16 protein-coding genes are annotated in these 19,585 nt (G+C 54.8%); 12 read left to right on the plus strand and 4 right to left on the minus strand.

Annotated elements, in window-relative coordinates; genetic code table 11:
- Positions 1 to 59 precede the first annotated feature (59 nt).
- Positions 60 to 1,238 carry a sugar efflux transporter gene (locus tag WLO31_RS03175; protein WP_435929070.1) on the plus strand — a complete coding sequence of 393 codons (1,179 nt, stop codon included), beginning with the start codon at positions 60 to 62 and terminating at the stop codon, positions 1,236 to 1,238.
- Between the two features lie 75 nt (positions 1,239 to 1,313).
- Here WLO31_RS03175 and leuD read toward each other — a convergent pair whose 3' ends face one another.
- Genes leuD through leuA form a run of 4 tightly spaced genes read right to left on the minus strand, consistent with a single transcriptional unit; the run spans position 1,314 to position 5,998 of the window.
- The gene (leuD, locus tag WLO31_RS03180; protein ID WP_435929071.1) at positions 1,314 to 1,919 is read right to left on the minus strand and encodes a 3-isopropylmalate dehydratase small subunit; all 606 of its coding nucleotides are present in this window, start codon (positions 1,917 to 1,919) and stop codon (positions 1,314 to 1,316) included.
- Positions 1,920 to 1,930: 11 nt separating this feature from the next.
- Entirely contained in the window at positions 1,931 to 3,331 is a 1,401-nt protein-coding gene (leuC, locus tag WLO31_RS03185; RefSeq protein ID WP_435929072.1) for a 3-isopropylmalate dehydratase large subunit, read from the minus strand.
- 2 nt (positions 3,332 to 3,333) lie between these two features.
- Positions 3,334 to 4,425: a 3-isopropylmalate dehydrogenase gene (leuB, locus tag WLO31_RS03190; protein ID WP_435929073.1), complete on the minus strand. Its 1,092-nt coding sequence runs from the start codon at positions 4,423 to 4,425 to the stop codon at positions 3,334 to 3,336.
- Between the two features lies 1 nt (position 4,426).
- Positions 4,427 to 5,998, minus strand: coding sequence for a 2-isopropylmalate synthase (gene leuA, locus WLO31_RS03195; protein ID WP_435929074.1), 1,572 nt, complete (start codon positions 5,996 to 5,998; stop codon positions 4,427 to 4,429).
- 819 nt (positions 5,999 to 6,817) lie between these two features.
- On the opposite strand from leuA, the gene leuO reads away from it, so the two are divergent.
- The 11 genes from leuO to mraY all read left to right on the plus strand — a co-directional run bounded on the left by leuO (position 6,818) and on the right by mraY (position 19,584).
- Positions 6,818 to 7,762: a transcriptional regulator LeuO gene (gene leuO / locus WLO31_RS03200; protein WP_435930494.1), complete on the plus strand. Its 945-nt coding sequence runs from the start codon at positions 6,818 to 6,820 to the stop codon at positions 7,760 to 7,762.
- 407 nt (positions 7,763 to 8,169) lie between these two features.
- Positions 8,170 to 9,894, plus strand: a complete 1,725-nt coding sequence (gene ilvI / locus WLO31_RS03205; protein WP_435929075.1) for an acetolactate synthase 3 large subunit — start codon at positions 8,170 to 8,172, stop codon at positions 9,892 to 9,894.
- Between the two features lies 1 nt (position 9,895).
- Positions 9,896 to 10,387 carry an acetolactate synthase small subunit gene (ilvN, locus tag WLO31_RS03210; RefSeq protein WP_435929076.1) on the plus strand — a complete coding sequence of 164 codons (492 nt, stop codon included), beginning with the start codon at positions 9,896 to 9,898 and terminating at the stop codon, positions 10,385 to 10,387.
- Between the two features lie 175 nt (positions 10,388 to 10,562).
- A complete protein-coding gene (cra, locus tag WLO31_RS03215; protein WP_435929077.1) occupies positions 10,563 to 11,567 on the plus strand; it encodes a catabolite repressor/activator in 1,005 nt (334 codons plus the stop codon).
- Positions 11,568 to 12,131: 564 nt separating this feature from the next.
- Positions 12,132 to 12,590, plus strand: coding sequence for a division/cell wall cluster transcriptional repressor MraZ (gene mraZ / locus WLO31_RS03220; RefSeq protein WP_435929078.1), 459 nt, complete (start codon positions 12,132 to 12,134; stop codon positions 12,588 to 12,590).
- Positions 12,591 to 12,593: 3 nt separating this feature from the next.
- Complete coding sequence (gene rsmH / locus WLO31_RS03225; protein ID WP_435929079.1) at positions 12,594 to 13,535, plus strand: 16S rRNA (cytosine(1402)-N(4))-methyltransferase RsmH; 942 nt, start codon at positions 12,594 to 12,596, stop codon at positions 13,533 to 13,535.
- Positions 13,532 to 13,894, plus strand: coding sequence for a cell division protein FtsL (gene ftsL / locus WLO31_RS03230; protein ID WP_435929080.1), 363 nt, complete (start codon positions 13,532 to 13,534; stop codon positions 13,892 to 13,894). The genes rsmH and ftsL overlap by 4 nt, the downstream gene beginning before the upstream one ends.
- Positions 13,895 to 13,912: 18 nt before the next feature.
- A complete protein-coding gene (locus WLO31_RS03235) occupies positions 13,913 to 15,679 on the plus strand; it encodes a peptidoglycan glycosyltransferase FtsI (RefSeq protein WP_435929081.1) in 1,767 nt (588 codons plus the stop codon).
- Positions 15,666 to 17,153, plus strand: coding sequence for a UDP-N-acetylmuramoyl-L-alanyl-D-glutamate--2,6-diaminopimelate ligase (murE, locus tag WLO31_RS03240; RefSeq protein WP_435929082.1), 1,488 nt, complete (start codon positions 15,666 to 15,668; stop codon positions 17,151 to 17,153). Before WLO31_RS03235 ends, murE begins: the two co-directional genes overlap by 14 nt.
- Positions 17,150 to 18,508, plus strand: a complete 1,359-nt coding sequence (gene murF, locus WLO31_RS03245; RefSeq protein ID WP_435929083.1) for a UDP-N-acetylmuramoyl-tripeptide--D-alanyl-D-alanine ligase — start codon at positions 17,150 to 17,152, stop codon at positions 18,506 to 18,508. Before murE ends, murF begins: the two co-directional genes overlap by 4 nt.
- Positions 18,502 to 19,584, plus strand: a complete 1,083-nt coding sequence (mraY, locus tag WLO31_RS03250; protein ID WP_271121844.1) for a phospho-N-acetylmuramoyl-pentapeptide-transferase — start codon at positions 18,502 to 18,504, stop codon at positions 19,582 to 19,584. The genes murF and mraY overlap by 7 nt, the downstream gene beginning before the upstream one ends.
- Position 19,585 lies beyond the last annotated feature (1 nt).

Below are 19,585 nucleotides of genomic sequence, written 5' to 3' on the forward strand. Positions count from 1 at the left end.
AGCTCCAGGTTATCCAGGATAAGAGTGCTTAACGCCCGCGTTTAAAAGGACCCCTTTACATGGCCTGGTTTCTCACCAAAGGACGACGCATTAACCCGGTATACGCCGCTTTTATGGTAGTTGCTTTTATGATGGGCATCGCGGGGGCGCTGCAGGCGCCAACTCTCAGCCTGTTTTTATCGCGTGAGGTGGAAGTTCGCCCCTTCTGGGTCGGCCTGTTTTATACCGTTAATGCCGTGGCCGGTATTCTGGTTAGCCTGCTGCTCGCTAAGCGCTCCGATAACCGGGGCGACAGGCGCAAATTAATAATGTTTTGCTGCGCCATGGCGGTGGCGAACTGCGTGCTGTTTGCTTTCAACCGCCACTACCTGACGTTAATCACTATCGGCGTGATGTTCGCCTCCATCGCCAACACAGCTATGCCGCAGATTTTTGCCCTCGCACGCGAATACGCGGACAGCTCCGCGCGTGAAGTGGTGATGTTCAGCTCGGTGATGCGTGCTCAGCTCTCGCTTGCCTGGGTTATCGGCCCGCCGCTCTCTTTTATGCTGGCGCTGAATTACGGCTTTACCACCATGTTTCTTATAGCCGCGGGCATTTTCATTATCTCGCTGGCGCTGATTTTCTTTGCCTTACCTTCCGTTGCAAGAATCGAGCAGCCCGCTGACGTGGCGCTCACGCAGGTTAGCGGCTGGAAAGATAAAAATGTGCGCATGCTGTTTATCGCCTCGATGCTGATGTGGACCTGCAACACCATATATATCATTGATATGCCGCTGTGGATCAGCAGTGATTTAGGGCTGCCGGAATCCCTTGCCGGTTTGCTGATGGGCACGGCGGCGGGCCTGGAGATCCCGGCGATGATTCTGGCGGGCTATTACGTAAAGCGTTTCGGGAAGCGGCGCATGATGATCATTGCCGTGGCCGCTGGCGTGCTGTTCTACGCTGGGTTGGTTATGTTCCACACCCGGGCCGCGTTACTGATATTGCAGCTTTTCAACGCGGTATTTATCGGTATCGTAGCGGGTATCGGCATGCTTTGGTTTCAGGATTTAATGCCGGGGCGGCCGGGTTCGGCAACCACGCTTTTTACCAACAGCATTTCGACCGGGGTCATTCTGGCGGGTGTGTTACAGGGCGCGCTGGCGGAGAGTTTTGGTCACTATTCCGTCTACTGGCTGATTGCCGGACTTTCGTTGGTGGCGTTGATTTTGACTGGCCGGGTGAAGAATATTTAACGGCGGATGGCGTTGGCACTTATCCACCCTACGAATTTGTAGGGCGGATAAACAAAGTGCCATCCGCCAGGATAATCAGCGCATAAACGCCGGCTGTTTGCGCTCGTAGGCCGAGATTGCGCCTTCGTGCTGCAGAGTCAGGCCAATGCTGTCCAGCCCTTCTAACATGCAGTGGCGGCGGAACGTATCGATATTAAAGGCATACGTTTTTTCACCCGCTTTCACCGTTTGTGCTTCCAGGTCGACGATGAACTCAATGCCTGGATTCGCCGCGACCAGCTTAAACATCTCATCGACTTCTTCTTCGCTCAGCGTGACCGGCAGAAGCTGGTTGTTGAACGAGTTGCCGTAGAAAATATCCGCAAAGCTCGGGGCGATAACGACCTTAAAGCCGTAATCCGTCAGCGCCCAGGGCGCGTGCTCACGGGACGAGCCGCAGCCGAAGTTCTCACGCGCAAGCAAAATGGATGCGCCTTTAAATTCCGGGAAATTCAGCACGAATTCCGGGTCAGGCTGCTGACCTGCATCGTCCAGAAAACGCCAGTCGTTAAACAGGTGCGCGCCAAAACCGGTGCGGGTGACCTTCTGCAAAAACTGCTTCGGGATAATCGCGTCGGTATCAACGTTTGCAGCATCCAGCGGAACGACCAGGCCGGTATGTTGAATAAATTTCTCTGCCATGGTGTTTTCCCTTATTTCAACGTGCGGATGTCGGCAAAATGACCGGCAACGGCCGCCGCTGCCGCCATTGCCGGGCTAACCAGGTGGGTGCGTCCGCCGCGGCCCTGACGGCCTTCAAAGTTGCGGTTGCTGGTAGAAGCGCAGCGCTCACCCGGCTCCAGTCGATCGTTATTCATCGCCAGGCACATGGAGCAGCCCGGCAGACGCCATTCAAAGCCGGCTTCGATGAAGATCTTATCCAGGCCTTCTTCTTCCGCCTGCGCTTTTACCGGACCTGAACCTGGCACGACTAACGCCTGCACGCCCGGCGCGACTTTACGGCCTTTGGCGATGTGCGCCGCGGCGCGTAAATCTTCAATGCGTGAGTTGGTGCAGGAGCCGATAAACACTTTGTCGATCGCCACTTCGGTTAACGGGATGCCCGCCTGCAGGCCCATATACGCCAGCGCTTTCTCAGCAGAGGCGCGTTCGACCGGATCGGCGAAGGATTGCGGGTCAGGAATGTTTTCGGTAACGGAAATAACCTGTCCCGGGTTGGTGCCCCAGGTTACCTGTGGAGCGATATCGGCGGCGTCCAGCGTCACAACGGTATCGAACTTCGCGCCTTCATCGGTGCTGAAGGTTTTCCAGTACGCAACCGCATCGTCCCAGTCTGCCGCTTTTGGCGCGTGCAGGCGGCCTTTCACGTAGCTGAAGGTGGTTTCATCCGGCGCAACGATGCCCGCTTTGGCGCCCATTTCGATCGCCATATTGCACAGCGTCATGCGGCCTTCCATGCTCAGGGCCTGGATGGCGCTGCCGCAAAACTCCACCACGTGACCGGTGCCGCCGGCGCTGCCGGTTTTGCCGATGATCGCCAGCACGATGTCTTTTGCCGTGATCCCCGGCGCTGCGGTGCCGGTGACTTCAATCTTCATGGTTTTAGCGCGGCCCTGTTTCAGGGTTTGCGTTGCCAGCACGTGTTCCACTTCGGAGGTGCCGATGCCAAACGCCAGTGCGCCAAATGCGCCGTGGGTAGCGGTGTGGGAGTCGCCGCACACGATGGTCATGCCCGGCAGCGTAATACCTTGTTCCGGTCCCATCACGTGCACGATACCCTGATACGGGTGGTTCAGGTCATACAGCTCAACGCCGAACTCTTCGCAGTTTTTCATCAGTTCCTGCATCTGAATGCGGGCCATTTCGCCTGAGGCGTTGATGTCTTTCGTCTGCGTGGAAACGTTGTGATCCATGGTCGCGAAGGTTTTACCCGGCTGACGAACCGGGCGATTGTGCGCACGCAGACCATCAAACGCCTGCGGAGAGGTGACCTCGTGAACCAGGTGGCGGTCGATATACAGCAGCGGGGTTTCGTCCGCCGCTTCATACACGACATGAGCATCGTACAACTTTTGATATAACGTCTTCGCCATGATTATTTCCCCTGTGCCACGAAGCGGGCGATGGTGTCGCCCATTTCGTCAGTGCTGATTGCTTTGCCATCACGCGCTAAATCGCCGGTACGGAAGCCTTCTTCCAGCGCGAGGTTAATGGCGTTTTCGACGGCCACGGCGGCCTCTTCAGCGTCCAGGCTGTAGCGCAGCAACAGAGCCAGAGAGAGGATCTGCGCAATAGGGTTGGCGATATTTTTGCCGGCGATATCCGGCGCGGAGCCGCCTGCAGGTTCGTACAGGCCAAAGCCCTGTTCATTCAGGCTGGCGGAAGGCAGCATGCCCATCGAGCCGGTGATCATCGCGCATTCGTCGGAGAGAATGTCGCCGAACAGGTTGGAGCACAGCAGCACGTCAAACTGGGACGGATCTTTAATCAGCTGCATGGTGGCGTTGTCGATGTACATGTGCGACAGCTCAACGTCCGGGTACTCGTTGGCGATTTCGTTAACGATCTCGCGCCACATTACCGAAGTTTGCAGCACGTTAGCTTTATCGATAGAGGTGACTTTGTTACGGCGTTTGCGTGCGGATTCAAAGGCGATGCGAGCGATACGCTCGATTTCAAAGCGGTGATAAACCTCGGTGTCGAACGCTTTTTCATGCATGCCGGTGCCTTCGCGGCCCTTTGGCTGGCCGAAGTAAATGCCGCCGGTTAATTCACGCACGCATAAAATATCGAAGCCTTTTGCGGCGATATCGGCACGCAGCGGGCAAAACTCTTCCAGCCCCTGGTACAGACGCGCAGGGCGCAGGTTGCTGAACAGCTTGAAATGTTTACGCAGCGGCAGCAGCGCGCCGCGCTCCGGCTGCTGCGTCGGCGGCAGATGTTCCCATTTTGGGCCGCCAACCGAGCCAAACAGAATGGCGTCCGCCTGCTCGCAGCCTTCAACGGTAACCGGAGGCAGAGGGTTGCCATGGCGGTCGATGGCGATGCCGCCGACGTCGTAGGCGCTGGTCGTAATCCGCATATCGAAGCGCGTACGAACGGCATCCAGCACCTTCATCGCCTGCGCCATGACTTCCGGGCCGATGCCGTCACCCGGCAATACTGCTATATGATGAGTTTTTGACATGTCACACGGTTTCCTGGTTTGTTTCTTTATTATTGGCTTTGCGCTGCAATTCTTTTTCTACTTCGCCGGCGCGCCAGATGTTATTCAGCACGTTAATCATCGCTTTCGCTGAGGATTCCACGATATCGGTCGCCAGACCTACGCCGTGGAAGCGGCGGCCTTTATGGGTCACAACGATATCCACCTGGCCCAAAGCGTCTTTGCCCTGGCCTTTCGCGGACAGCTGGTACTTCACCAGTTCAACATCGTAATTTGTGATGCGGTTAATCGCCTGGTAAACGGCGTCAACCGGGCCGTTACCGGTAGCGGCTTCAGAGTGCGTCTGGGCGCCGCAGTGCAGCTGGACGGAAGCGGTAGAGATAACGCTTGAGCCGGACTGCACGTTGAAGTATTCCAGGCTGAAATGCTCCGGCTCTTCCTGTTGCTTACCGATGAACGCCAGCGCCTCCAGATCGTAATCAAAGACCTGGCCTTTTTTGTCGGCCAGCTTCAGGAAGGCGTCGTACAGCGAGTCCAGGTTGTAGTCGGTTTCTTTATAACCCATTTCGTCCATACGGTGTTTCACCGCGGCACGGCCGGAACGGGAGGTGAGGTTCAGCTGCACCTGGTTCAGGCCGATGGAGTCCGGGGTCATGATTTCATAGTTTTCGCGGTTCTTCAGCACGCCGTCCTGGTGGATACCGGAGGAGTGGGCGAAAGCGCCGGTGCCGACAATGGCCTTGTTTGCCGGGACCGGCATGTTGCAGATCTGGCTGACCATCTGGCTGGTGCGCCAGATTTCATGGTGATTGATATTGGTGTGCAAATTCATAATATCTTTGCGCACCTTAATCGCCATGATCACCTCTTCCAGCGAACAGTTGCCAGCGCGCTCGCCGATGCCGTTCATCGCGCCTTCAACCTGGCGAGCGCCAGCGTGAACTGCCGCGATGGCGTTACCTACCGCCAGACCTAAGTCGTCGTGGGTGTGGACGGAGATGATGGCTTTATCGATATTCGGTACGCGTTCATACAGGCCGCTAATGATTGAGGCGAATTCGAAAGGCATGGTGTAACCGACGGTATCGGGAATATTGATAGTGGTTGCGCCGGCGTTAATCGCGGCTTCCACCACGCGTGCCAGGTCGGCAATTGGGGTTCGCCCCGCATCTTCGCAGGAGAACTCAACGTCGTCGGTGTAATTACGGGCGCGCTTCACCATGTAGATTGAACGCTCAATCACTTCATCCAGCGTGCTGCGCAGCTTGGTCGCGATATGCATTGGGGAGGTTGCGATAAAGGTGTGGATGCGGAACGCTTCTGCGACCTTCAATGATTCAGCCGCGACATCGATATCTTTTTCTACGCAGCGGGCCAGGGCGCATACGCGGCTGTTTTTGACGTTGCGGGCGATAGTTTGTACGGATTCAAAATCACCGGGCGAGGAGACCGGGAAACCGACTTCCATAACATCAACCCCCATACGCTCCAGCGCCATGGCGATCTGCAGCTTCTCTTTGACACTCAGGCTGGCCTGCAGCGCTTGCTCGCCATCACGTAAGGTCGTATCAAAAATTATGACTTGCTGGCTCATGTTAGGGTCCTTGTTTTGTTTTAGCGCCGATGCTGAGGGCATAAAAAAACCCGCGCAGCGGCGCGGGTTTTTTCAGTCTGATGGCTTGAATCAACGCTTGATGTCGCCCACCAGTCTACCGCGCAAATAAGATGCGTTTAGTAGTAGAACGAGTAGGCGATGGATGCGAATCATGTTTCAGGCCTCAAGCGTTTGCGATATGTATTTATTGGTACTTGATCTGCCTTGCTGTGTCAACCCTCAGCGGTTGAGGAATACCAACACACGCAGTTTCAGGGGATTACAGGATTAGTTTATTGTGCTAAAAAAGACAGAAAGAATAAAATATACTAACGATGCATAAATGAGTGCTTTCTCACCGGGCAACCCATGGCAATAGCTAAAGACTTACTCTTTCAATAAGAAAAATTTTATTATTGCGATGCTGAGTACCTGCGTTATCGCCAGCGCTTTTTTGTTTTTGCAGTGAATAAATTTATTTTTTTGAGATTTATTCCTGAAGCTTCGTGAAACTCATTTAAATAATTTATCAATGAGAGGAAAGCTATTCATCTCGTGAATAATTGTACATTGGTTCGTTTTATGATTTTATTACCTGCCTGTAAGCCACGTCGAGAAAATACGGATTATCCGAGAGGGTGTGAGAGGTTTTTTGCAGCAATAACCCACGTTTTATGTCCGCCTCGTTCTGGCAAGATGGCCAGGCCTTAAGAGGGGCAATCTGATTATTGTTGCTACCAGTATATTTTGAAAAGTTGAAAGGAATTGTGCTTAGCACCTTCTGTGCAGAAGGAATTGCCCTGTTACTGGAGTAGGATCATGCCTGATAATTATATAAAAAGCCCGCCCGTGAGCGCCGGAGATAAATACCAGCTACGAACAGTAGATTTAAATTTGCTGACCGTTTTTGATGCGGTGATGCAGGTGCAGAACATCACAAAAGCAGCCCGGTTACTGGGAATGTCGCAACCTGCGGTCAGCAATGCAGTGGCGCGCCTGAAGGTAATGTTCAACGATGAGCTGTTTGTACGCCACGGGCGCGGCATACAACCAACTGCCAGGGCTTTTCAGCTGTTTGGCGTAGTGCGCCAGGCCCTGCACCTTGTGCAAAACGAGCTGCCGGGCACGGGATTTGATCCTGCGGAGAGCTCCCGGGTTTTTCATCTGTGCGTTAGCAGCCCGCTCGATAATTTATTGACCGCCGTCATTTTTTATAATGTCAAAAGGGTGGCTCCTGATATTCAGCTGTCGTTTAAGTCCTGCTTAAATAAAGATATCGAACAACAGTTACGCTATCAGGAAACGGAATTTGTTATCAGCTATGATGAATTCCTTCTGCCGGATTTTTCCTGCCAGCCCCTGTTTGAAGATGAAATGGTTCTGGTGGCCAGCCAAAAACATCCCCGGCTGATAACAGCGCTGCGGGCAAGGGATATTTATAAAGAGCGACATGCGGTGGTCTCACTGGATCGTTTTGCCTCCTTTAGCGCGCCCTGGTATCAGACGCCGCAAAAACAGTCCTGTATTTCTTATCAGGGTATGGCGATGACAAGCGTGCTGAATGTGGTATCGCAGACGCAGTTAGTGGCAATAGCGCCTCGCTGGCTCGCTGAAGAATTTTCCGCAAGCCTGCAGCTAAAAATCTTTACGCTTCCTCTTAAAGAAAATAAGCGCACCTGTTATCTCTCCTGGCATGAATCTGCAAACAGAGACAGAGGCCACCAGTGGATGGCGGAATTACTCACTGCTGTGTGTTGCCGATAGTCTCCGGCCGATATGGAGGAACCGGCGGGCTAAAACAGGTCGGTTTTCCTTATTACAATCTGAAAGGCAGCATTTTATGCTGTAGCATTTTCCGGCTGCCGTCTCGCTACTGATAAAATTCTCGTCGTTAATTAGATTTCACCTGTAATTTTTAACTTCATAACATATTCAACGATAATACCGGCTTATGCTCAGCGTTTAACTCCGCCTTGTTGGCATATTGTAGTAGGGAAGTTAAAAACGGTGATGCGGTTACCTCGCCATGCGATTGATTGCCCGATTTTCAACGGTTATGTTAGGAAGGAACACTTAAAATAAAAAAGTCAGGCAGAACGTAAATTCTGCCTTAATGACCGGGCGGAAATGAGTTCTGCCGTCAGTCAAAAACGTGAGCCTGGAGGCAAACCATGGAGATGTTGTCAGGAGCCGAGATGGTCGTCCGATCGTTAATCGATCAGGGCGTTAAGCATGTATTCGGCTATCCGGGGGGCGCTGTACTCGATATTTACGATGCGCTCCATACCATTGGTGGCATTGATCATGTGCTGGTACGCCATGAGCAAGCTGCCGTACATATGGCTGACGGGCTGGCGCGAGCAACCGGAGAAGTCGGGGTTGTGCTGGTGACTTCAGGGCCCGGCGCAACAAATGCCATAACCGGTATCGCTACCGCTTATATGGACTCCATTCCTCTGGTCGTGCTGTCAGGCCAGGTCGCCACCTCCCTTATCGGCTACGACGCTTTCCAGGAATGCGACATGGTGGGGATTTCGCGGCCGGTGGTGAAGCATAGCTTCCTGGTTAAGCAGGCGGAAGATATTCCAGGCATTATCAAAAAAGCGTTCTGGCTGGCCGCCAGCGGCCGCCCGGGACCCGTGGTGGTAGATCTGCCGAAAGATATTATGAGCCCGGCGAATAAGTTTCCTTATAGCTACCCGGCGACGGTAAACATGCGTTCGTATAATCCGACTACGCAGGGCCATAAGGGGCAGATAAAGCGCGCCCTGCAGACTTTGCTGGCCGCGAAAAAACCGGTGCTGTATGTGGGAGGCGGCGCGATAACTTCTGCCTGCCATGCGGAACTGCGTGAAATTGCCGAGAAGCTGAACATTCCCGTCGTCTCTTCTTTGATGGGGCTGGGCGCATTTCCGGGCACGCACCGGCAGGCGCTGGGCATGTTAGGCATGCACGGGACCTATGAAGCCAATATGGTCATGCATAACTCGGACGTGATTTTTGGCGTAGGCGTAAGGTTTGACGACCGCACAACCAATAACCTGGCAAAATACTGCCCGAACGCCACCGTGCTGCACATCGATATCGACCCAACCTCCATTTCGAAAACGGTTGGCGCAGATATTCCCGTGGTGGGCGACGCCCGCCAGGTTCTGCAGCAGATGCTCGAACTGCTTATTCAGGAAGAAGCTTCCCAGCCCTGCGACGATATCCGCGACTGGTGGCAACAGATTGAACACTGGCGTGCAAAACAGTGCCTGGAGTTTGACCGCGAAAGCGGAAAAATTAAGCCGCAGGCGGTTATCGAAACTATCTATAAACTCACCAATGGCGAAGCATACGTGACTTCCGACGTTGGTCAGCACCAGATGTTTGCGGCCCTCTATTATACCTTTGACGAACCTCGCCGTTGGATAAACTCCGGCGGGCTTGGCACTATGGGCTTCGGCTTGCCGGCAGCGCTGGGCGTGAAGCTTGCGCTGCCTGAAGAGACCGTGGTGTGCGTGACCGGCGACGGCAGTATCCAGATGAATATTCAGGAGCTCTCTACCGCGCTTCAGTACGGTTTGCCGGTGCTTGTGCTGAATCTTAACAACCGCTATCTCGGCATGGTTAAGCAGTGGCAGGATATGATTTATTCTGGCCGCCATTCCCAGTCGTATATGGAGTCGCTGCCTGATTTTGTTCGCCTCGCGGAGGCTTACGGGCACGTGGGTATCAGTATTACGCGGCCCGACGAGCTGGAAAGCAAGCTGGCGGAAGCTCTCGAAGCGGTCAAAAATCAGCGTCTGGTATTTGTGGATGTCACGGTTGATGGGACTGAGCACGTTTACCCGATGCAGATCCGCGGCGGAGCAATGGACGAAATGTGGTTAAGCAAAACGGAGAGAACCTGATATGCGCCGGATATTATCTGTCTTACTGGAAAACGAATCCGGGGCGCTCTCCCGGGTTATCGGGCTGTTCTCTCAACGTGGCTATAACATCGAAAGCCTGACCGTTGCGCCAACGGACGATCCCACCCTGTCACGCATGACGATACAGACCGTCGGCGATGAAAAAGTGCTTGAGCAGATCGAGAAGCAACTCCATAAGCTGGTGGATGTTTTACGCGTAAGCGAGCTGGGGCAGGGCGCACACGTCGAGCGTGAAATCATGCTGGTAAAAGTTCAGGCCAGCGGATACGGGCGTGAAGAAGTGAAACGCAATGCGGAGATTTTCCGCGGACAAATTATTGATGTCACGCCAACGCTGTACACGGTTCAGCTTGCCGGCACCAGCGATAAGCTTGACGCATTTCTGCATACAATTCGCGAAGTGGCGAAGATTGTCGAAGTCGCGCGCTCGGGCATCGTTGGCGTTTCGCGCGGCGATAAAATAATGCGCTAGCGATAAATTTGATCTGATTCACAAGCCCGGTAATGTATACCGGGCTTTTTTTTGCAAACTTCCCAACAACTGCCCGCAAAAGCGGTTGCCGGAGTTATTATTCTGCGCTTAGATGACAACGTTGTAACCATGACCAGGGTATGGTTATGGATAACCTACTGATTAAGGGGCTACTGTGAAATTGGATGAAATCGCGCGCCTGGCCGGAGTTTCGCGCACCACGGCGAGCTACGTCATCAACGGTAAAGCAAAGCAGTATCGTGTCAGCGACAAAACCGTTGAGAAAGTCATGGCAGTTGTACGCGAACATAACTACCACCCGAATGCGGTGGCGGCGGGTTTACGAGCGGGGCGCACGCGCTCTATTGGCCTCGTTATCCCGGATCTAGAAAACACCAGTTACACCCGAATTGCGAACTACCTTGAACGACAGGCCCGCCAGCGCGGCTACCAGCTGCTTATCGCCTGCTCGGAAGATCAGCCTGATAATGAGATGCGCTGTATTGAGCATCTTCTGCAGCGCCAGGTTGATGCCATCATCGTTTCAACATCCCTGCCGCCGGAGCATCCTTTCTATCAACGCTGGGCGAACGATCCGTTCCCAATTATCGCACTCGATCGCGCGCTGGATCGTGAACACTTTACAAGCGTGGTGGGTGCCGATCGGGATGATGCTGAAATGCTGGCGGAAGAGCTGAGAAAATTCCCTGGCGATACGATCCTTTATCTCGGCGCGTTGCCAGAGTTATCCGTCAGCTATCTGCGCGAACAGGGATTTCGTACGGCCTGGGAGGGTGATCCTCGCGAAGTCCATTTCCTCTACGCAAACAGTTATGAACGCGAAGCCGCAGCCCAGCTCTTCGAAAAATGGCTGGAAACGCATCCGATGCCGCAAGCGCTGTATACCACCTCCTTCGCTCTGCTGCAGGGCGTTATGGACGTTACCCTGCGACGCGAAGGGCGTCTGCCTTCTGAACTTGCTATCGCCACCTTTGGCGATCATGAGCTGCTTGATTTCTTACAATGTCCGGTACTGGCGGTGGCGCAGCGCCATCGGGACGTTGCCGAGCGGGTGCTGGAACTGGTACTCGCAAGCCTTGATGAACCGCGAAAACCTAAACCAGGCCTTACCAGGATCCGCCGCAATCTTTACCGCCGCGGCAGCTTAAGCCGCCATTAAGAAGAAAAGGCAGTTTCGGCTGCCTTTGTTAATTGAGATTTTTCTCCTTTTAAATCCCCTTAATATTTCTGGTAATTAAATCTTTGCAGCTGAATGTAAAGAAAAGCCTTTTTTAAAATTTTAATTTGGCTCGCTGTATTATTTTGTTACATACGAAGAGTTAAAAAGTGCCGGTTAATTAAACGATAGCTCTCCTCTTGTCTTCTGACCCGCCTCTGCCCTGCATCGCGCCTGTATCTGGCGCTGTTATCCTGCAGGGAAATACCTTAAAATGCCGACCGCGTCGCAAACTGAGTACTTAATATTTTTGTTATCAGGTTTTCAGTGAATTTAACGAACTGCATGTTTATTCGTCTCTTTTCTTTCAAATATTCATACTGTTAATTTTGCTTCGCTCATGCAGTGCTTTTCGCGCCAGCCATTAATCAATCGTTTAGCCAGGAAAATTTATTTCCCTGTGCCGCGAGGCTTGCTTGACAAGCTTTTCCTCCGCTCCGTAAACTCCTTTGGGTGGGAATTTGTGGGGGAAAGTGGTGGAAAGGATCAATTTAGGATGAGGCTGGCATGTTCCGCGGAGCAACGTTAGTCAATCTCGACAGCAAGGGGCGGCTTGCCGTGCCTACCCGATATCGGGAAAAGCTGGTCGACATCTCTGAAGGTCAGATGGTATGCACCATCGACATCCATCATCCCTGCCTGCTGCTCTATACCCTCCCCGAGTGGGAAATTATTGAACAAAAGCTAGCCCGTTTGTCGAGCATGAATCCCGTAGAGCGCCGCGTGCAGCGGCTTTTACTTGGCCATGCCAGTGAGTGTCAGATGGATAGTGCCGGGCGATTACTGGTGGCGCCTGTTTTACGCCAGCACGCCGGATTGACCAAAGAAGTCATGCTGGTCGGACAGTTCAATAAGTTTGAACTGTGGGATGAAGCGACCTGGCATCAACAGATCAAGGAAGATATCGACGCTGAGCAGGAAACGACAACCGGTTTGTCGGAACGCCTGCAGGACCTGTCACTATAAGTAATGATGGAAAATTTTAAACACACTACGGTGCTGCTTGATGAGGCCGTGAACGGCCTTAATATTCGTCACGATGGCATTTACATTGATGGCACTTTTGGTCGCGGCGGCCATTCACGACTGATCCTCTCGCAGCTGGGCGCAGAAGGCCGTCTGCTGGCTATCGACCGCGATCCGCAGGCAATAGCTGCCGCTCAAACTATTGACGATCCGCGTTTTTCCATCATTCACGGCCCTTTTTCCGAGCTTGCGGAATACGTACGCGAGCGCGGCCTGCAGGGCAAAATCGACGGCATTTTACTCGATCTCGGCGTCTCCTCGCCGCAGCTTGATGACGCAGAGCGCGGCTTTTCGTTTATGCGTGACGGCCCGCTGGATATGCGTATGGATCCAACCCGCGGACAATCAGCCGCTCAGTGGTTGCTCACCGCAGACGAAGCCGACATCGCCTGGGTTATTAAAACCTTTGGTGAAGAGAAATTTGGCAAACGCATTGCGCGCGCCATCGTTGAGCGTAATCGCGAACAGCCGATGACCCGCACCAAAGAACTGGCGGCCGTTGTGGCTGCGGCGACGCCGGTCAAGGATAAGTTCAAACATCCGGCAACGCGTACCTTCCAGGCAATACGTATCTGGATCAACAGCGAACTGGAAGAGATCGAAAACGCCCTGAAGGGATCTATCGACGCGCTGGCGCCGGGCGGCCGATTATCCATCATCAGCTTCCACTCGCTTGAAGATCGTATTGTGAAGCGCTTTATGCGTGAAAACAGTCGTGGACCGCAGGTTCCGGCTGGTTTACCGATGACGGAAGCGCAGCTGAATAAGCTCGGCGGCCGCTATCTGAAAGCGCTCGGCAAAATGATGCCTGGCGAAGAAGAAGTTGCGGAAAATACTCGCGCGCGCAGTTCGGTGCTGCGCATTGCCGAGAGGACTAACGCATGATCAACGCAGTGACAGAAGCCCTCGGGAAAGTCACCCAGCTTGGCAGTAACGAACGCCACGCGCTGCCAACGGTGATTGGCGGGGATCTTTTACGCCACGGCAAGCTGCCACTGTGCCTGTTCATCGCCATTATTTTCACCGCCATTTCGGTCGTGACCACCGCGCACCATACCCGTTTGCTGACGGCTCAACGTGAGCAGCTGGTGGTGGAGCGTGATGCTCTGGATATCGAATGGCGCAACCTGATTCTGGAAGAAAACGCACTCGGCGATCATAGCCGGGTAGAACGGATCGCGACGGAAAAGCTGCAGCTGCAGCATGTCGATCCTTCGCAGGAAAATATCGTAGTTCAGCAATAATAAGGAAGCGCGCGACAGATGAGAGCAGCGGCAAAATCGCTTAAACCAAAACGCCAGGAAGAGCAGGCCAACTTTATCGGTTGGCGTTTTGCGTTGCTTTGCGGTTGTATCTTACTGGCGCTGGCTTTTCTGTTAGGCCGCGTCGCCTGGCTGCAGATTATTGCCCCGGATATGCTGGTACGCCAGGGTGATATGCGTTCCCTGCGCGTGCAGGAAGTCTCCACCTCTCGCGGGATGATCAGCGACCGGGCGGGACGTCCGCTGGCGGTGAGCGTGCCGGTGAAAGCCATTTGGGCCGATCCGAAGGAGCTGCATGAAGCTGGCGGCATCACCCTTGATAACCGCTGGAAAGCGCTGGCCGACGCGCTAAAAATCCCACTCGATCAGCTCGCCTCACGCGTGAACAGCAACCCGAAAGGGCGCTTTATCTATCTGGCGCGTCAGGTCAACCCCGATATCGGCGATTACATTAAGAAGCTGAAGCTGCCGGGGATTCACCTGCGTGAAGAGTCTCGCCGCTACTATCCTTCCGGCGAAGTTACCGCTCACCTCATTGGTTTTACCAACGTCGACAGCCAGGGGATCGAAGGCGTCGAGAAAAGCTTTGATAAATGGCTTACCGGCCAGCCCGGCGAGCGTATAGTGCGCAAAGACCGCTATGGCCGCGTGATCGAAGATATCTCCTCAACGGACAGCCAGGCCGCCCATAACCTGGCGTTGAGCATTGATGAACGCCTGCAGGCGCTGGTTTATCGCGAGCTCAATAACGCCGTGGCCTTTAACAAAGCGGAATCGGGCAGCGCCGTGCTGGTGGATGTGAATACGGGCGAAGTGCTGGCGATGGCGAACAGCCCCTCTTATAACCCAAATAACCTGACCGGCACCCCGAAAGATATTATGCGTAACCGTACCATCACCGACGTGTTTGAACCCGGTTCAACCGTTAAGCCGATGGTCGTGATGACCGCGCTTCAGCGCGGCGTGGTGCAGGAAAATACCGTACTGAATACCATACCGTACCGCATCAATGGTCATGAGATCAAAGACGTGGCGCGCTACAGCGAATTGACCCTCACCGGGGTATTACAGAAGTCGAGTAACGTCGGGGTTTCCAAACTGGCGTTAGCGATGCCCTCCTCAGCGTTAGTAGATACTTACTCACGTTTTGGACTGGGAAAAGCGACCAATTTGGGGTTGGTCGGAGAACGCAGTGGCTTATATCCTCAAAAACAACGGTGGTCTGACATAGAGAGGGCCACCTTCTCTTTCGGCTACGGGCTAATGGTAACGCCGTTACAGCTAGCGCGAGTCTATGCAACCATCGGCAGCTACGGGGTTTACCGTCCGCTGTCGATAACCAAAGTTGACCCGCCGGTGCCCGGCGAGCGTATCTTCCCGGAATCTACCGTGCGCACCGTCGTTCATATGATGGAAAGCGTGGCCCTGCCGGGCGGCGGGGGCGTGAAGGCGGCCATCAAAGGCTACCGCATTGCGATTAAAACCGGTACGGCGAAGAAAGTCGGGCCGGACGGGAAATATATCAACAAATACATTGCCTACACTGCGGGCGTAGCCCCAGCCAGTAATCCGCGCTTTGCGCTGGTGGTGGTGATTAACGATCCGCAGGCGGGTAAATATTACGGTGGTGCCGTATCCGCACCTGTGTTCGGAGCCATTATGGGCGGCGTGTTGCGCACCATGAACATCGAACCAGACGCGCTGGCAACCGGTGAAAAAAGCGAATTTGTAATTAATCAGAAAGAGGGATCAGGTGGCAGATCGTAATTTGCGCGACCTTCTCGCTCCGTGGGTGCCGATGGCGCCGGAGAGAGCACTGCGAGAGATGACACTCGATAGCCGCGTGGCGGCTTCGGGCGATCTTTTTGTGGCGGTGGTCGGTCATCAGGCGGACGGGCGTCGATATATCCCGCAGGCAATTGCGCAAGGCGTAGCGGCCGTCGTTGCAGAGGCGCAAGGCGAAGCAAGCGATGGCGAAATCCGTGAAATGCACGGCGTGCCGGTGATTTACCTCAGCCAGCTGCATCAACGACTCTCGGCGCTGGCGGGACGTTTTTATCACGAACCTTCCAGCGCGCTGCGTCTGGCCGGCGTGACCGGCACCAACGGCAAAACCACCACCACGCAGCTTCTCGCGCAGTGGGCTCAGCTACTGGGTGAAACCAGTGCGGTAATGGGAACCGTGGGCAACGGCCTGCTCAGCCAGGTTATCCCAACTGAAAACACCACCGGCTCGGCTGTTGATGTGCAGCAGGTGCTTGCTAACCTGCATCAGCAGGGGGCCACTTTTGCGGCGATGGAAGTTTCTTCCCATGGTCTGGTGCAGCATCGCGTGGCGGCGCTGAAATTCGCCGCTTCCGTGTTTACCAACCTCAGCCGCGATCACCTTGATTATCATGGCGACATGGCTGGCTACGAAGCCGCCAAATGGCTGCTGTTCTCCGAACACGATGCCGGGCAAGCCATCATCAACGCGGACGATGAAGTAGGCCGCAAGTGGCTGGCGCGTCTGCCGGATGCGGTGGCGGTGACCATGGAAAACAATCTTCAGCCGGGCTGCCGGGGCCGCTGGTTGAAAGCGACAAATGTTCGCTATCACGATGGCGGCGCCACCATTGCGTTCAGCTCTTCCTGGGGCGATGGCGAAGTCGAAAGCCGCCTGATGGGGGCCTTTAACGTCAGCAATCTGTTGCTGGCGCTGGCAACGCTTCTGGCGCTGGACTACGACCTGGCGGATCTGCTGAAAACCGCTGAACGTTTGCAGCCAGTTTGCGGGCGTATGGAAGTGTTTACCGCGCCGGGTAAAACCACGGTGGTGGTCGATTACGCCCACACCCCGGATGCGCTGGAAAAAGCGCTGCAGGCCGCGCGCCTGCACTGTACCGGCAAACTGTGGTGCGTGTTTGGCTGCGGCGGCGACCGCGACAAAGGCAAACGCCCGATAATGGGCGCCATTGCGGAGCAGTATGCTGATGTCGTCGTGGTCACTGACGATAATCCGCGTACGGAAGAGCCGCAAGCTATCGTGAATGATATCCTGGCCGGCATGCTGGATGCGGGCCGCGCCTTTGTCTTGCCGGGGCGTGCTGAAGCCGTTACCAACGCGATCATGCAGGCTAAAGAGAACGATGTTGTGCTGGTCGCGGGCAAAGGCCATGAAGATTATCAGATCGTTGGCAACCGCCGCCTCGACTATTCCGACCGCGTGACCGCCGCGCGCCTGCTGGGAGTGGTGGCATGATCCGCGTTTTACTGAGCCAGCTTGCCGGGATTCTGGCTGGACAACTGCACGGCGCTGATGCAGATATCATCGACGTGACTATGGACACGCGAAAATTAACGCCGGGCTGTCTGTTCGTCGCCCTTAAAGGCGAACGTTTTGATGCGCATGATTTTGCGGAAGATGCCGTTAAAGGCGGTGCTGGCGCGCTGTTGGTTAACCGCAAGCTGCCGATTGATGTTCCGCAGCTGGTGGTTAAAGATACGCGTCTTGCCTTTGGGCAACTGGCCGCCTGGGTGCGCCAGCAGGTACCCGCTCGGGTCGTGGCCCTGACCGGCTCTTCCGGTAAAACCTCCGTTAAAGAGATGACCGCCGCCATTCTGCGCCAGTGCGGTAACACGCTCTACACCGCAGGCAACCTTAATAACGACATCGGCGTGCCGATGACGCTGCTGCGTCTGACGTCGGAATACGATTACGCCGTGATTGAACTCGGAGCAAACCATCAGGGCGAAATCGCCTGGACGGTAAGCCTGACCCGCCCGGAGGCCGCTTTAGTTAATAACCTCGCCGCTGCGCACCTTGAGGGGTTCGGATCGCTTGCCGGCGTGGCGAAAGCCAAAGGGGAAATTTTTACCGGTTTGCCCGCTAACGGTATCGCAATTTTGAATGCCGATAATAACGACTGGCTGAACTGGCAGGATGCGATCGGCAAACGCAAAACCTGGCGTTTCTCCCCTGACGCGGCAAACAGCGATTTCACCGCCACCAACGTGCACATCACCTCTCACGGTACGGAATTCACCCTGCAAACCCCCACGGGCGACATAGAGATGACTATGCCGTTGCCGGGTCGTCACAATATTGCGAATGCGCTGGCTGCAACCGCGCTGGCGATGGCCGTAGGCGCGCCGCGGGAAGCCGTAAAAGCAGGGCTGGCGGAGCTTAAGGCCGTGCCGGGTCGCCTGTATCCGATTCAGCTTGCGGAAACGCAGCTGCTGCTCGACGACAGCTATAACGCAAACGTGGGTTCAATGACTGCCGCCGCGCAGGTGCTTTCCGAGATGCCTGGCTTTCGCGTTATGGTCGTCGGGGATATGGGCGAGCTTGGCGCCAAAGCGCAGGATTGCCATCGCCAGGTTGGGGAAGCCGCGAAAGCTGCCGGTATCGACCGCGTGTTAAGCGTTGGCGTGCTGAGCGAAATTATCAGCCAGGCCTCTGAAGCCGGCGAACATTTTACCGATAAAAAAGCTGTGGTAGCGCGTCTGCATGCGCTAATCGCAGAGCATGCAGTTATCACCATTTTAGTGAAGGGTTCACGTAGTGCCGCCATGGAAGAGGTGGTACGCGCATTACAGGAGAAAGGAACATGTTAGTTTGGCTGGCCGAGCATTTGGTCAAATATTATTCCGGCTTTAACGTCTTCTCTTACCTGACGTTTCGCGCCATCGTCAGCCTGCTGACCGCGCTGTTCATTTCTTTGTGGATGGGCCCGCGCATGATTGCACGTTTACAGCAACTCTCTTTCGGCCAGGTCGTGCGTAACGACGGTCCTGAATCGCATTTCAGCAAGCGCGGCACGCCGACGATGGGCGGAATTATGATCCTGACATCTATCGTCATTTCCGTGCTGCTGTGGGCCTATCCATCAAACCCCTACGTCTGGTGCGTGCTGTTCGTACTGGTAGGCTACGGGGCGATAGGCTTTGTCGACGATTATCGCAAAGTCGTACGCAAAGATACCAAAGGGCTTATCGCGCGCTGGAAATATTTCTGGATGTCCGTTATCGCCCTCGCCGTGGCTTTCACTATGTATATCGCCGGAAAAGGAACGCCAGCTACCGAGCTGGTTGTGCCGTTCTTTAAGGATGTGATGCCGCAGCTTGGCCTGTTCTACGTTCTGCTGGCCTACTTCGTGATTGTCGGCACCGGCAATGCGGTGAACCTGACCGACGGGCTGGACGGCCTGGCGATCATGCCTACCGTGCTGGTCGCAGGCGGCTTCGCGCTGGTGGCATGGGCTACCGGTAACATGAATTTTGCCGGATATCTGCACATTCCTTATCTGCGCCACGCGGGCGAGCTGGTGATCGTCTGTACGGCGATCGTCGGCGCGGGGTTAGGCTTCCTATGGTTCAACACCTATCCGGCTCAGGTCTTTATGGGGGACGTTGGTTCCCTGGCCTTGGGCGGCGCGCTTGGCACCATCGCGGTTCTGCTGCGTCAGGAGTTCCTGCTGGTGATCATGGGCGGCGTATTCGTGGTCGAAACGCTTTCCGTCATTCTGCAGGTGGGCTCCTTTAAGCTGCGCGGGCAGCGTATTTTCCGCATGGCGCCGATTCATCACCACTATGAACTGAAAGGCTGGCCGGAACCGCGCGTGATCGTGCGCTTCTGGATTATCTCGCTGATGCTGGTCCTTATTGGCCTGGCTACGCTGAAGGTGCGTTAAT

Origin of the sequence: Dryocola sharpae (assembly GCF_051307055.1) — a bacterium.
Classification (GTDB): domain Bacteria; phylum Pseudomonadota; class Gammaproteobacteria; order Enterobacterales; family Enterobacteriaceae; genus Dryocola.